Genomic DNA, 13,882 nt, shown 5'->3' on the forward strand with positions numbered 1-13,882 from the left:
ATTAGTTTTTTCCCAGACACTTTTTTGTCATTCAAAATTTAGGTATAAAACTGGTATAATTTATAAGGTATAAAGGGGCAATTTTATGGTAAGTACAAAGTTTTTAAATAAATTAAAAGACGAATACAATATTGAGTTTAATAATGAAAAATTATTAGAGGAAGCATTTACGCATTCTTCTTATTCGAATGAACATCCCGATGATGGAATTCGAGATTATGAAAAACTAGAATTCTTAGGTGATGCTGTTTTGGAACTCGCTGTGTCCGATTATTTGTATCGTCATTATCCAAAATTAAATGAAGGTGAATTAACCAGATTAAGATCAAATATCGTTAGAACTGAAGGCTTTTCTGAGTTTGCAATTGAATGTGGTTTCCAAAAGGAGATCCATTTAGGTAATGGCGAGGAAAAAGCTGGAGCTCGTAAACGTAAAACACTATTGGAAGATGTGTTTGAAGCATTTAATGGTGCTTTATTCCTTGATCAAGGGATGCCAGCTGTGCAACATTTCTTACATCTGACTGTGTACCCATTAATTGATAAAGGCGAATTTGATGATTCACGTGATTATAAGACTGATCTGCAGGAACTTTTGCAACAGAACGGTCCAGTTGATATTGAATATACAGTAGTTAGTGAATCACAATTGCCATCTCACTTTGTAGTTGAACTAAAAATCAATGATAAAGTACAAACACAAGGTGAAGGTCATAATAAGAAGGCAGCTGAACAACAAGCTGCAAAGGCAGCTTTGCAAAAATTAGAATAAGGGGATGAAGAAGTGCCATTAACAGAATTAGTGCTCGATGGTTTTAAATCATTCGCTGACAAGACAATTATTCATTTTAACGATGGAATTACTGGAATCGTTGGTCCTAACGGAAGTGGTAAGAGTAACATCACTGAAGCCATTCGTTGGGTGATGGGGGAATCTAGTGCTAAGTCTCTTCGTGGAACGAACATGAAGGACGTCATTTTTGCTGGAAGCCAGTATCGCAAACCTTTGAATAAAGCTGAAGTTACTTTGATTTTTGATAATAAAAAACGTGAATTGGCTTTTGATGCGGATCAAGTCTCAATTACAAGAAGAATTTTGCGTTCAGGCGATAGTGAATTTTTAATTAATAATCAGCAAGTGCGCATGCGAGATGTGCGTTCGCTGTTCCTTGATTCCGGTATTTCCCAAAATAGCTTAGCGATTATTTCTCAGGGACGGGTTGACCAAATTTTAAACTCTCGTCCAGAGCAACGCCGAGTGATTTTTGAAGAAGCTGCTGGTGTCTTGCATTTTAAACAACAAAAAGAAGAGGCACAGACTCAATTAAAGAAAACTCAAGACAATCTGATCCGGATTAATGATCTGGTTAAAGAACTTGAGAGTAGAATTGAACCACTGCATGAACAAAGTTCTTTGGCTAAGGAATATCAATTTCAGAAGGCGGGTTTAGATAAGAAGCTTAAGAGTTTATTGGCTTTTGAAATTGAAGATATCAATCATCATAAAGAAGCAGTTCAAAAGTCAGCTGAAAAAAATAAAGTTCTCTTATCTAAACTGGACAATGAAGTTAAGGATTCACAGAATGCAGTTGCTAAAAAGCGAGCTGAGTATAAAAAGATTCAGGCAGATCGTGATCAAACTCAAGATCGATTGCTTAAGCTGAGTAAACAATTATCTGATCTAGATGCAAATCTTCAAATGGCTAAGCAATCCAAGCAATTTGATGATGCTACTAAAGTTGAATACCAAAATCAGGTTAAAGCACTTAAACAGAATTTGGTTAAGTTGAATGCTGATTTAGAAGAATTGCAAAAGAGTGGAGAAAAGCTTAAGAACGAGCAGGATGTTTTACAAAAACAGCGTGATCAGTTGACTGCAGAATTGAATGAAAACCCTGAAGAACTGAGTCGCCAACTTGAAAGTTGCCGTAATGATTACATCCAATTGTTACAAGATCAAGCAACCACGAATAATCAAATTGTAAATTTAAATACAGACCTAAAACGTAGCCAGGCCGATACTAGTTATCAGAGTAATGACGTGACTAAGCAGTTAGCTGATGCCAAGGCTGAGTTAGAAAAACTCAGAAGTGAAGGTAAGAGTTTAACTGAAAAACGTAAACAAACTAAAGAAAAATTTACTAAGATTAATAAGCAAAATAGTGATTTAGCTAATGAAATTAATCGTTTGCGTGAAACGGTAGCTAGTGAACGTAATAAATTGGAAAAAATTGAAGCACGCCATGAGGCTCTAGTTAATATTCAAAAGCGACACGAGGGCTATTACTATGGTGTTCGTAATGTTTTGAATCACTTAAGTGCTTTTCCAGGTGTGATTGGCGCTGTTGGTGAATTGATTACCTTCCCAATTGAACTTGAAGCGGCAATGACAACTGCTTTAGGCGGTGGAGTTCAAGACTTGATTACTGATAACCGGATTAGTGCTCGAAATGCTATTAATCAGTTGAAGCGTAATCGTGGTGGACGTGCTACTTTTTTGCCATTAGATGGATTAAGACAGTATGGTATTCCTCAATCGACAGTAACTACTTTAAAGTCATATGAAGGCTTTAAAGGAATAGCAAGTGATTTGGTAGAAAGTAAAACAAATCATAATATTAATGCGGCTATTAATTACTTGCTAGGTAGTGTAATTATTGTTGATACAATTGATACTGCTTTGGAAGTTTCAAGGAGAATTAATCGTTATCGAATCGTTACTTTAGATGGGGATGTAATCTCACCTGGTGGTTCAATGACTGGTGGACAAAGAAATCAACGTAATAATTCTCCTTTGCAAACTGCTACTGAAATTAATCAGTTGGAGGAACAAATTACAGCTTTGACCAAAACCCTAAAAGAGGATCAAGATCAGCTTGAGAAATTGGTTGAGCAAGGTCAGTCAGTAAGTGGTGAGCTCCAAAAATTGCAGAAATTGTTGCAAGAAATTAATCAAGCAATTAACGAAGCTGCAATCTCCTTCCAAAATCAGGAAAAAGAGGTTAAGCGTTTAACTGATGCCAATGATTTGTATGAATCACGAATCAAGGAACGTGATTCTCGAATTAAGTCTTTAAAGAAGCAAATTGAAGAAGCTCAAGAAAAACAAAAGTTTTTAACTAAGCAGGGTACTGAGCATAAAGATAAAATGAATAATTTGCAAGAAAGGATTAGAGACTTTAATAGTTTGAGTCAACGAGTCCAAGACAAGCTATCTAAGTTAGATCCTAAGATTGCGGTTTATACTAATAAATTGGAGAATTTGGCTGGTCAAGCTAAAGAAAAAGAAAATCAAATAGAAAATAATAAGAAACAAACCACAAACCTAAGTCAAAAGTTACAGGATCTCTCTCAAAGTGGTCAATTAACTGTTAAAAAGAATGCAGATCTGAGGCAACAGAAAGTTGAAATTAAGCAAAAAACAGATGATTTGCAAAAAAAGTTAAATGATCTAAGTTCACAACTTGGACAATTTGATGCTCAGATTAATCAATTAGATCAGGTTGCCAGTCGTAATTATGATTTGCGTAAGGATGCTGCAATTGAGCAAGAAGATTATTCAGTTCAGTTGGCTAAGTTCAACAGTTCAATCAATCAACGACTTGAAACTCTGCGTGATGATTATTCATTAAGCTATGAAGCAGCAATTGCACAAGCTGAAGGTGATAATAATCAAGAAACCCGTCAAGAACTGGCTAAAAGTGTTAAACTTCATCGCATGTCAATTGAAGATATTGGTCCAGTTAACCTGGATTCCATTAAGGAATATGAGGATGTTAAGAAACGTTATGATTTCTTAAGTAACCAACAAAATGATTTGCTCAAGGCTCGCGATGATCTAGAAAAGTCAATGAGTGAACTAGATGAAGAAGTAAAGACACGTTTTAAGAATACTTTTGATACAGTGGCAGAAAGCTTTAAGCATATTTTCCCAATTGTCTTTGGTGGGGGTAAGGCTAAGTTGGAATTGACTGAACCAAATAATTTGTTAGAAACGGGAATTGAAATAATTGCTCAACCACCTGGTAAAAAATTGCAACGTTTAAGCTTGCTTTCAGGTGGAGAAAGAGCTTTGACTGCAATAACATTGCTTTTTGCTATGTTACAGGTAAATCCTGTTCCTTTCTGTGTACTTGATGAAGTAGAGGCTGCCTTAGATGATGCAAACGTTGCTCGTTTTGCTCAGTTCTTGCTTAAATATGATTTGAAGACACAGTTTATCGTTATTACTCACAGACGGGGTACAATGAGACAAGCTGATCAATTGTATGGCGTAGTCATGCAAGAATCTGGTGTTTCTCAAGTATTGTCAGTATCATTGAAAGAAATGAAAGATAGGCATGAGGTGAAATAATTGGGACTATTTGATCGAATTAAGAAATCACTCTTCGGTAAAAAGGATGAAGACGAAGAAGAGAAGAAAAAAGTAGAAGAACAAGAGCAGATAGAAGCAGAAGCTGAAAAACCTAAATCTGAAGAATCTGTTGAAAATGCAGAAGCCACTGAAGAAAAGGAAGAAACTACTTCTGAACCCTTACAGAATGAAGGAACAGAAAACCAATCAAATTCTGTAGAACAGGCATCTAAAGAAAAATCAGAAGAAGTTCAAAAGTCAACAGAGGAAAAAGAAGAAGCTCCTGTTACAGAAGAAATAGATAAGTCTGAAGAACAGGAATCTGAAGAATCAAAACAGGAAAATAATGAATCTGAAGATTCTAAAGAAGAACTTTATGAAAAAGGTCTAGAAAAAACTAATAAAGGTTTTGGTGCTCGATTAAATGCTTTCTTTGCCAAATTTAGATCGGTTGATGAAGATTTCTTTGATGATCTAGAAGATTTATTGATTGAATCTGATGTTGGTTATGAAACAGCGGAACAATTAACTGATGAATTACGTGAAGAAGCTAAATTGAAGAATGCTAAGTCACGGGATGCTTTAAAGCAGGTAATTGTTGAAAAACTGGTTGACCTCTATGATAAAGGTGGCCAAGATAAGGATGAAAAGTTGATTTATCATCCAGACGATAAGCCAAACGTTTATCTGTTCGTTGGAGTTAACGGTGCTGGTAAAACAACTACTATTGGCAAATTGGCTAAACGTTTTAAAGATGAAGGTAAATCAGTTATTTTAGCTGCTGCAGATACCTTTAGAGCGGGTGCTGTTGAACAATTAGTTGAATGGGGAAAACGCGTAGACGTTCCAGTTGTAACTGGAAAAGAAAAAGCCGACCCTGCTTCAGTAGTTTATGATGCAACTGAACGTGCCATTAATGAAAAGGCGGATTACTTGCTTGTTGATACTGCGGGTCGTTTGCAAAATAAAAAGAATTTAATGGCTGAATTGGAAAAGATTCAAAGAACGATTAAAAAATTGGCTCCAGATCAACCTACAGAAACTTTGCTTGTACTAGATGGCTCAACTGGACAAAATGCTCTTTTACAAGCCAAGGATTTTGACAAGACTACCAAATTAACCGGTCTTGTTTTAACTAAATTAGATGGTTCATCTAAAGGTGGGGTTGTTTTAGCAATTCGTAATGAGATGAACCTACCTGTCAAATTGGTTGGTTTAGGAGAAAAAGCAGAGGACTTAGCTGATTTCGATGCAGCAAATTATGCAATCGGTCTTTTCCACGGCTTAGTCTAGTGATAAAGTTAAGAAGTAAGATCAATTTATAAGGAGAATTATATGAAAGAATATAGTGCTTGTACAACTATCTTAGTTGGTAAGAAAGCTTCAATTGATGGCACAACTATGATTGCCCGTAATGATGATACTTTCCGTCCAATTACACCACAAAAGTTTATTATTGAACCAGCTCGTCATGGTGAAAAGAAACATATTAAATCATGGCTGAACAAGTTTGAGATGGATCTTCCAGAAAATGCTCAACGTGTTCCAGCAGTACCAAATGTTGATTATAAGCACCGTGGCTACTACGATGAATCTGGTATTAACCAAGAAAACGTATGTATGTCATGTACTGAATCAACTTACGGTAACGAAAGAACTTTAGCCTTTGATCCACTTGTTAAGGATGGTTTGGACGAAGATTGTATGCAAACTTCAGTATTGCCATACATCCATTCAGCACGTGATGGTGTTAAGTACTTAGGTAAGTTGATTGCCAAGTATGGTTCACCAGCTGGTAACTCAGTATTGTTCAGTGACAAGGATGAAATTTGGTACATGGAAATTGTTACTGGTCACCACTGGGTAGCAGAACGCATTCCAGATGATTGTTATGCTGCTACTGGTAACCGTGTTGCTATTGAACAAGTCAATTTTGACAATCCTGACTACTTTATGTGGAGTGAAGGCATTCAAGAATTTGTTGAAGAACATCACTTGAATCCTGACCACGAAGGTTGGAATTTCCGTCATATTTTTGGTACTTATACTGAACAAGATCGTCACTATAATACTAACCGTCAATGGTACATTCAAAAGTTGTTTAACCCAGAAATTGAACAAGATCCTCAGGATGGTGATATTCCATTCATTCGCAAGGCTGCAAAGAAGATTACTAAAGAAGATATTCAATTTGCTTTAGGTTCACACTATCAAGACACGCCATATGATCCATTTGGTAAAGGTACTGAAGAAGAAAAGCACCGTTATCGTCCAATTGGCTTGAACCGTACGCAAAATGCTCATATCTTACAAATTAAAAGTGATGTGCCAGCTGATCGTGCTGCTATTATGTGGTTATGTATTGGTGGCCCAACCTTTACACCATTCATTCCATTCTTTGCTAACATGAATGACACGGATCCTTCATTTAACAATACTTCAATGGATTACAACATGAATGATGCATGGTGGTACTACAAGTCATTTGCTGCAATCGTAGAAAGTCATTACCCACAATTTGTCCAACTCGATACTACCTACTTAACTGAACTTAATCGTTACTTTAGAGGTCGTGTTGAAGAAATTATTGCTGGTGCTGATGGTAAATCTGGTGATGAATTAACCGATTACTTGACTAAGGAAAACCAAAAGACAGTTGCTCATACTCGCAAAGAAACTGAAAAGCTTTGGGGTCAAATGATGATTGATTCTATTAACATGTCTAAATTGACCTTCAATATGGATGAAAACTTATAATTAGTCTAACTAGGAAAAGTTAAAATAATAAAACCCTCAAATTCATTTTTGAATCTGAGGGTTTTATTGTTTATAGTTAAAACTTATTTATTCTTACTTAAAATGGAATGACGAATACCATATGTGAAGTAAATGATTAAACCTAAAATAAACCAAATACCTGCATAAAGTTTAGCTTGATAGTCTAATCCTAAAAAGACAATTAACGCTGCTAAGAATCCAAGGGCAGGCATTACTGGATAAAATGGCATCTTGAAAGATGGATCATCAATATCTTTGCCTTCACGTGGACGTAATCTATAGATACCTAGAGAAACGAACATGAATGCAATCAATGTACCAGCTGATACTAATTGTGAAAGCATGGAGAATGGGAAGAATGCTCCAAGTAAAATACCAATGATAGTTAAAGTCCAAAGAGCGTTGTTAGGACGACGATCAGAATTCAATTTCCCTAACCATTTTGGAAGCATCCCGTCTCGACCAAATGAGTAGATCAATCTTGAACCAGCCATACTCATTCCGATTAATGCAGTGAACATACCCAAAACAGCAATTGTTTGTACAACAACTGCCACAATTGGATGACCAGCAAATCGTAGAGCTAAACCAACAGGTTCAGCAGAGTTAGCATACATCTTATATGGCATCATTCCGACTAATACTAAACTAACGCCAACGAATAAGGCAACAGCGATAGCTAAAGAACCTAAAATGCCACGTGGCATTGTCTTTTGAGGGTTAATTGCCTCGGCAGAATTGGCAGCAATTGAATCAAAGCCGATGTATGATAAGAAGATCATTGATACACCAGCGTAAATCCCTTGCCAACCACCAAAAGGACCGTGAGCAGTTGGACGATATTTAGGAATAAATGGTGTAAAGTTAGCTCCTTTGATCGCAGTTAAACCAACCACAATAAAAAGCAGAATAGCTAATACTTTTAAAATAACCAATGCGTTTTCAACTCGTGCAGCTCTTGAAACCCCACGACCAATTAATATTGCTACTAATAATATTGAAATAAGTGAGATAGCATCAATGATACCACCGTTGGTACCAAAAGCGTTGGAAAGTGAAGCAGGTAGCTTCAATCCAATTGGAGCAATTAAGGCTCTAAAGTTTGCTGATAAACCTGAACCAACAAAGGCCAAGGCAATAAAATATTCCGCTAGTAACGCCCAACCTGCGACCCATCCCCAAAATTCTCCAAAGACAACGTTAATCCAAGAATAGGCGGAACCAGCAAATGGCATAGCTGCTGCCATTTCAGCGTAAGCAAATGCAACTAAACCAGCGGCAATAGCAGCTAAAACAAAAGAAATAGCAACTGCTGGTCCGGTATGCAATGCTGCAACTTCACCAGGCAAAGTGAAGATTGAGGCCGAAACGATCGTACCGACGCCTAGAGCTAAGAAATCCTTCACCTTTAATGAGCGAACCAGGTGTCCATCTTTATTTTCATAGACGCGTGGATCTTCTTTTTTGTTCATTCTTTGCCAAAGATTCACAACGCAACTCCTCCTTATGTTAAAAGTGTTTCTCTAATTATAATTAAAAATACGTTAAAAAAGCAACCGAAAATTTTAAAAATTCCACTTTTTAAAATTGAAAGCACTTACTTTTAGTTACAAGCAAAAATTAGAGTTATAACAGTTTATGGGTCTTTAAAAAACTTTTTAATAAAGGAAGGAATTTATGGCTTTACTTATAGCATTAATTAATATTGTCGGTTGGGGCTTAATTCCCTTAACTGTTAAAGGTTCTCCTGCTAGTCAAATTGCAGGAATGGGAATTGGAGCTTCAGCATCTGCCCTCGTTATCTATTTGTTTACGCGTCCTGCGTTTGATACAGCCACGTGGGTTGTTGCTTTCATAGCTGGGATGCTTTGGGCAATTGGACAAATGGGACAATTCATTTCTTTTACTCGGATTGGCGTTAGTGGAACTATCCCACTTTCAGCTGGTTTTCAATTGGTAGGTAACTCATTAATTGGCGTTTTAATTTTCGGCGAATGGCCAACTACAATTGCTAAAATTATTGGCTTTGTTGCTTTAGCATTAGTTGTAATCGGGATAGTTTTAAGTTCTCGTAGTGATGATAAAGAATCTGGGGATGCAAATGCTAAAAATATTGCATTTTTACTTGTTACAACTATTGGTTTTTGGATCTATTCGAGTTTTCCAAAATTAATTGCCAAAGATATTAATCCCAACGTTAATGGACTAGATTATATCTTGCCAGAAATGCTTGGTGTTTTAGTTGGTACTATGATTTATGTTGTGGGATCGCATCAAACGAAAGTTTATCAAAACAAAATGCTGTGGCGGAATAGTATCGCCGGAATTGAATTTGGCGTAGGTACTTTATTTTATTTATTTTCCGTCCAACAAAATGGGGTAACTGATGCTTTTATTTATAGTCAGCTATGCTCAGTAATTTCAACATTTGGTGGTATTTGGTTCTTACACGAATCTAAGTCAAAACGAGAGATGATTTATATCGTTGTTGGATTAATCTTTATCGTTGGCGGTAGCATCTTAACTGGTTTTGCTAAGTAATATTATTAAAAGAAGGGTCTTGTTATTTTGATCAAGGCCCTTTTTTGATATACTAAAAGCTGGTGAAACTTAATGGATGAATTAACTAAAAATGAAGAGCTCGGCGATTTATATGCCTATTATGGCTCTCTATTAACAGATGGGCAAAAATCATATTTTGAAGATTATTATTACAATGATTTGTCCTTAGGCGAGATTGCCATTAATCATCACGTCTCTAGACAAGCAGTTTATGATAATTTGAAAAGATCGAGTAAAATACTGCAAAATTATGAATCTAAGCTGCATATGCGCCGTGATAATGATCATATTGAAGATGTTTTAGCCGATGCTTTATTATCGCTAGATAATGATGATAGCAAAGCCGCTAAAGATGAAATAACGAATTTATTAAATCAATTGAGGGGAGAGTAACCCATGGCTTTTGAAAATTTAAGTGAAAGAATTCAAAAAGCATTAAAGAATTTAACTGGTAAGGGTAAGGTTTCAGAAGAGGATATTAATAAAGCTAGTCGTGAGATCCGATTAGCTCTGCTTGAAGCCGATGTTAACTTTAAGGTAGTTAAAGACTTCATCAAGACGATTAAAAAAGAAGCTCTTGGCAAGGAAGTTCAGGAGAGTTTGAATCCTGGCCAACAAGTTATTAAAATCGTTAATGAGCAGTTAACGAAAATGATGGGTGAGGAAGCCGTTCCCCTTAATAAGTCGAAACACATTCCAACTATTATTATGATGGTTGGTTTGCAAGGTACTGGTAAGACTACTACTGTTGGTAAGTTAGCTTATCATTTGCAAAAGACTGAGAAGGCGCGTCCGCTTTTAATTGCTGGCGATATTTATCGTCCAGCAGCTGTTGATCAGTTAAAACAGATTGGTGAACAACTAAAAGTACCTGTCTTTAGTGAAGATGGTGAAAAAGATGTTGCCAAAATTGTTAAGGATGGATTAGCTGAAGCCGATAAAAACAAAAATGATTATGTATTAATCGATACTGCTGGTCGTCTTGAAATTGATGAGCCCTTGATGGAAGAATTGGAAAGAGTTAAAAAGGTAGCTCAACCAGATAATATTTTGCTGGTAGTTGATGCTATGACTGGTCAGGCTGCTACCGATGTTGCTAAGGGCTTTGATGAACGTCTTGATGTAACTGGCGTCATTTTAACCAAACTTGATGGTGATACTCGTGGTGGTGCTGCACTTTCAATTCGTGCCGTCACTGGTAAGCCAATTCTGTTTACAGGTCAGGGTGAAAAACTAACAGATTTGGATGTTTTCCATCCAGATAGAATGGCTTCTAGAATCTTAGGCATGGGTGATATGCTTTCCTTAATTGAAAAGGCTCAACAAGATTATGATGCCAAGGAAGCCAAAAAGGTTGCTGAAAAGATGCGTGAAAACACATTTGATTTCAACGACTTTGTTGATCAACTACAGCAGGTTCAAAAAATGGGCCCATTAGATCAGATAATGAAGATGATTCCGGGAATGGCCAATAATCCTCAACTGAAAAATTTAAGCGTAGACCAAAAGCAAATTGATCACACAGAAGCTATTGTTTACTCAATGACCGAAGAGGAACGTGAAAATCCTGATATTCTGAATCCAAGTCGTAGAAGAAGAATTGCAGCTGGTTCTGGTCGTCCCGTTGTTGAAGTCAACCGTATGATTAAACAATTTAAACAAATGCGCGAGCTAATGAGTAAGGTTACTAAGGGTAACATGAAGGGACTAAGCAATTTGCCAGGAATGGATTCACCAATGGCCAAGATGGCTATGCGCCGTATGAATAAGAACTTTAGAAAGAATAAGAAGAAACGCTTACGCAAAATTAAAAGATATCATTCATAAAAAATATAAGGTGTTAAGGAAAAATACTTTACACCTTCCTACTTTGGTGGTATATTATTAATCGTTAAGTTTTAGGAGGAAATTAATTTATGTCAGTTAAAATTCGTATGCACCGTGCTGGTGCCAAGAGAAAGCCATTCTACAGAATCGTTGTTGCAGACTCACGTATGCCACGTGATGGTCGTTTCATCGAACAAGTAGGTTACTACAACCCAGTTTCACAACCTAAGGAATTGAAGTTGGATGAAGACAAGATCTTTGAATGGTTACAAAAGGGTGCACAACCTTCAGACACTGTTAGATCACTTCTTTCAGGTGCAGGCTTGATGGCTAAGTTGCACGATGCAAAATACAACAAGTAATTTGCAATTAATGAAAGCTTGATGCCGAGTGCTTCAAGCTTTTTTTGTTACTAAAAGGAGTATGTATGCAATATTATGATGTTGCACGAGTTTTAACTACTCATGGATTAAATGGAGAAGTTAAAGTCAGTGTAATCACAGATTTTCCAGAAGATCGCTTTGCAGTGGGGATGCACTTGGCTTTAAAAAACAATACTGAAGATGTTTTAACAGTTAAAAAGGGACGTCCTTTTAAGCAATTTTGGCTGGTTCAATTTGAAGAAATCAAGGATATTGACGCAGCAGAAAAGCTGCGCGGACAGGTACTGGTAGTCAGTGAAGATGATCGAGGAGAGCTTCCTGAAGGTGCTTATTATTACAAGGATATCTTCGATTGCGACGTGATTGATAATGAATCAGGAGCCAGATTAGGCAAGATAACTGATATTCAATCACCGGGTGCTAATGATGTTTGGCTAGTTCATGAAGATAGTGGCAAAGAATATTGGATTCCAAATATCGCAGATGTAGTTAAAAAAGTCGATGTAGCTAATAAAAAGGTTTACGTCGAACTAATGGAGGGGTTACGTGATGAAGATTAATGTTTTAACGCTATTTCCAGACATGTTTACTCCTTTACAAGTTTCTATGTTGGGACGTGGTCTTGAAGATGGTAAGTGGGATCTCAATTTAGTTAATTTCCGTGATTTTACTACTGATGTTCATCACCACGTTGATGATACCCCTTATGGCGGTGGAGCCGGAATGGTCTTGCAAATTATGCCAATTAAGAAGGCATTAGATTCGTTGCCATCAACTGGTAAAGTAATTATCACTGCACCACAAGGTAAAACCTTTAATGAACAAGTAGCTCAAAAATGGGCGAAAGAAGATGAGCTCACCTTTATCTGTGGTCACTACGAAGGCTTTGATCAAAGAGTTTATGAGTTGGCTGATGAAACAGTTTCTATTGGTGATTATGTTTTAACCGGTGGCGAGTTGCCAACAATGAGTATGATTGATGCAACTGTACGTTTAATTCCGGGAATTCTGGGTAATGCAGCCAGCCCAGTTGAAGAGAGTTTTTCGCATGGTTTACTAGAATACCCACAATATACCCGTCCTGCTGATTTTGAGGGAAATAAGGTCCCAGAAGTGCTAACTAGTGGTAATCATCAAAAAATTGCGGAGTGGCGTCATAAAGAAGCTTTGAAAGTCACATATCTTCATCGACCTGATATGTTAAAGGATCGTCAATTTACTGATGAAGAGAAGAAAATGTTAAGAGAAATCAAGTCTGAACTTGATTAAGCTGTTGGTATTTGTTAAACTATTCATCGTGACAAGAGTCACTAAATAAAGTTATGGGTGTTCCGCTGGCGCTGGTGCGTTAATGAAGACCGAAGAAGGAGAAAAATTAATATGGATCCATTAATTCAAGAATTAACTAAGGAACAAATTCGTGACGATATCCCAACTTTCCGTGCTGGTGATACTGTTACTGTTCACGTACGTGTTGTTGAAGGTACTCACGAACGTATTCAGTTGTTCGAAGGTGTCGTAATTAAGAAGAGAGGCACTGGCATTGGTGCAACTTACACTGTTCGTAAGATTGCTTCAGGTGTTGGTGTTGAAAGAACCTTCCCAGTTAACGACCCACGTGTTGCTAAGGTTGAAGTTAAGCGTCATGGTCGTGTACGTCGCGCTAAGCTTTACTACTTACGTGAACGTCACGGTAAGTCAGCAAGAATTGCTGAAGCACGTCGTTAATTATATAAAAAAGAGTCAGTTCGTTAGAACTGGCTCTTTTTTTGTAGAAAAACACTTTGTGAAAAATATTAGTTGTGTAACTGCCGTGAAACACAGCCAAAATATCACAAAGCATGATTATAAGTCAAAGAAATGCTTATATTAAAGTAATTATAATTTGTGAAGTAACTAAATAAAAAATTAATATTACATGTGGAATTAAAGCAAAAACCGCCAGTTATCCACATGATACATTCCCTGTCAAGTAGAC

Annotated in this window: 12 protein-coding genes; 11 read left to right on the top strand and 1 reads right to left on the bottom strand. The window is 36.8% G+C overall.

From position 1 onward, the window contains the following. The first annotated feature begins 85 nt into the window (after positions 1–85). Genes rnc through FC57_RS09410 form a run of 4 tightly spaced genes read left to right on the top strand, consistent with a single transcriptional unit; the run spans position 86 to position 7,111 of the window. Positions 86–772 (top strand): ribonuclease III, encoded by a 687-nt coding sequence (rnc, locus tag FC57_RS09395; protein WP_007126348.1) that lies wholly within the window; start codon positions 86–88, stop codon positions 770–772. Positions 773–784: 12 nt separating this feature from the next. After that, positions 785–4,354, top strand: coding sequence for a chromosome segregation protein SMC (smc, locus tag FC57_RS09400; RefSeq protein ID WP_007126347.1), 3,570 nt, complete (start codon positions 785–787; stop codon positions 4,352–4,354). Then, positions 4,355–5,647 carry a signal recognition particle-docking protein FtsY gene (gene ftsY, locus FC57_RS09405; RefSeq protein WP_007126346.1) on the top strand — a complete coding sequence of 431 codons (1,293 nt, stop codon included), beginning with the start codon at positions 4,355–4,357 and terminating at the stop codon, positions 5,645–5,647. A 42-nt stretch (positions 5,648–5,689) separates the two neighbouring features. Further along, complete coding sequence (locus FC57_RS09410; RefSeq protein WP_007126345.1) at positions 5,690–7,111, top strand: C69 family dipeptidase; 1,422 nt, start codon at positions 5,690–5,692, stop codon at positions 7,109–7,111. A gap of 83 nt (positions 7,112–7,194) precedes the next feature. Here FC57_RS09410 and FC57_RS09415 read toward each other — a convergent pair whose 3' ends face one another. Continuing rightward, positions 7,195–8,622 (bottom strand): APC family permease, encoded by a 1,428-nt coding sequence (locus FC57_RS09415; RefSeq protein WP_040529728.1) that lies wholly within the window; start codon positions 8,620–8,622, stop codon positions 7,195–7,197. Positions 8,623–8,809: 187 nt separating this feature from the next. On the opposite strand from FC57_RS09415, the gene FC57_RS09420 reads away from it, so the two are divergent. The 7 genes from FC57_RS09420 to rplS all read left to right on the top strand — a co-directional run bounded on the left by FC57_RS09420 (position 8,810) and on the right by rplS (position 13,632). Continuing rightward, positions 8,810–9,673, top strand: a complete 864-nt coding sequence (locus FC57_RS09420) for a GRP family sugar transporter (RefSeq protein WP_007126343.1) — start codon at positions 8,810–8,812, stop codon at positions 9,671–9,673. Positions 9,674–9,745: 72 nt separating this feature from the next. Continuing rightward, positions 9,746–10,087: a YlxM family DNA-binding protein gene (ylxM, locus tag FC57_RS09425; protein WP_007126342.1), complete on the top strand. Its 342-nt coding sequence runs from the start codon at positions 9,746–9,748 to the stop codon at positions 10,085–10,087. Between the two features lie 3 nt (positions 10,088–10,090). After that, entirely contained in the window at positions 10,091–11,521 is a 1,431-nt protein-coding gene (ffh, locus tag FC57_RS09430) for a signal recognition particle protein (protein WP_007126341.1), read from the top strand. Positions 11,522–11,610: 89 nt separating this feature from the next. Then, the gene (gene rpsP / locus FC57_RS09435; protein WP_003547870.1) at positions 11,611–11,883 is read left to right on the top strand and encodes a 30S ribosomal protein S16; all 273 of its coding nucleotides are present in this window, start codon (positions 11,611–11,613) and stop codon (positions 11,881–11,883) included. Positions 11,884–11,948: 65 nt separating this feature from the next. Beyond that, the gene (rimM, locus tag FC57_RS09440) at positions 11,949–12,464 is read left to right on the top strand and encodes a ribosome maturation factor RimM (RefSeq protein ID WP_007126340.1); all 516 of its coding nucleotides are present in this window, start codon (positions 11,949–11,951) and stop codon (positions 12,462–12,464) included. Then, positions 12,454–13,173 (top strand): tRNA (guanosine(37)-N1)-methyltransferase TrmD, encoded by a 720-nt coding sequence (trmD, locus tag FC57_RS09445; protein WP_007126339.1) that lies wholly within the window; start codon positions 12,454–12,456, stop codon positions 13,171–13,173. Before rimM ends, trmD begins: the two co-directional genes overlap by 11 nt. 111 nt (positions 13,174–13,284) lie before the next feature. Further along, positions 13,285–13,632, top strand: a complete 348-nt coding sequence (gene rplS, locus FC57_RS09450) for a 50S ribosomal protein L19 (protein ID WP_007126338.1) — start codon at positions 13,285–13,287, stop codon at positions 13,630–13,632. The last annotated feature ends 250 nt before the right edge of the window (positions 13,633–13,882 follow it).

This window comes from Lactobacillus ultunensis DSM 16047, assembly GCF_001436305.1.
Taxonomy (GTDB): Bacteria; Bacillota; Bacilli; order Lactobacillales; family Lactobacillaceae; genus Lactobacillus; species Lactobacillus ultunensis.

Excerpts from the sequence above, each read along its gene's own strand:
- FC57_RS09420 (WP_007126343.1), top strand. The coding sequence starts at position 8,810 with ATGGCTTTACTTATAGCATTAATTAATATTGTCGGTTGGGGCTTAATT.
- rnc (WP_007126348.1), top strand. The coding sequence starts at position 86 with ATGGTAAGTACAAAGTTTTTAAATAAATTAAAAGACGAATACAATATT.
- FC57_RS09410 (WP_007126345.1), top strand. The coding sequence starts at position 5,690 with ATGAAAGAATATAGTGCTTGTACAACTATCTTAGTTGGTAAGAAAGCT.
- rplS (WP_007126338.1), top strand. The coding sequence starts at position 13,285 with ATGGATCCATTAATTCAAGAATTAACTAAGGAACAAATTCGTGACGAT.
- trmD (WP_007126339.1), top strand. The coding sequence starts at position 12,454 with ATGAAGATTAATGTTTTAACGCTATTTCCAGACATGTTTACTCCTTTA.
- ylxM (WP_007126342.1), top strand. The coding sequence starts at position 9,746 with ATGGATGAATTAACTAAAAATGAAGAGCTCGGCGATTTATATGCCTAT.
- ffh (WP_007126341.1), top strand. The coding sequence starts at position 10,091 with ATGGCTTTTGAAAATTTAAGTGAAAGAATTCAAAAAGCATTAAAGAAT.
- rpsP (WP_003547870.1), top strand. The coding sequence starts at position 11,611 with ATGTCAGTTAAAATTCGTATGCACCGTGCTGGTGCCAAGAGAAAGCCA.
- rimM (WP_007126340.1), top strand. The coding sequence starts at position 11,949 with ATGCAATATTATGATGTTGCACGAGTTTTAACTACTCATGGATTAAAT.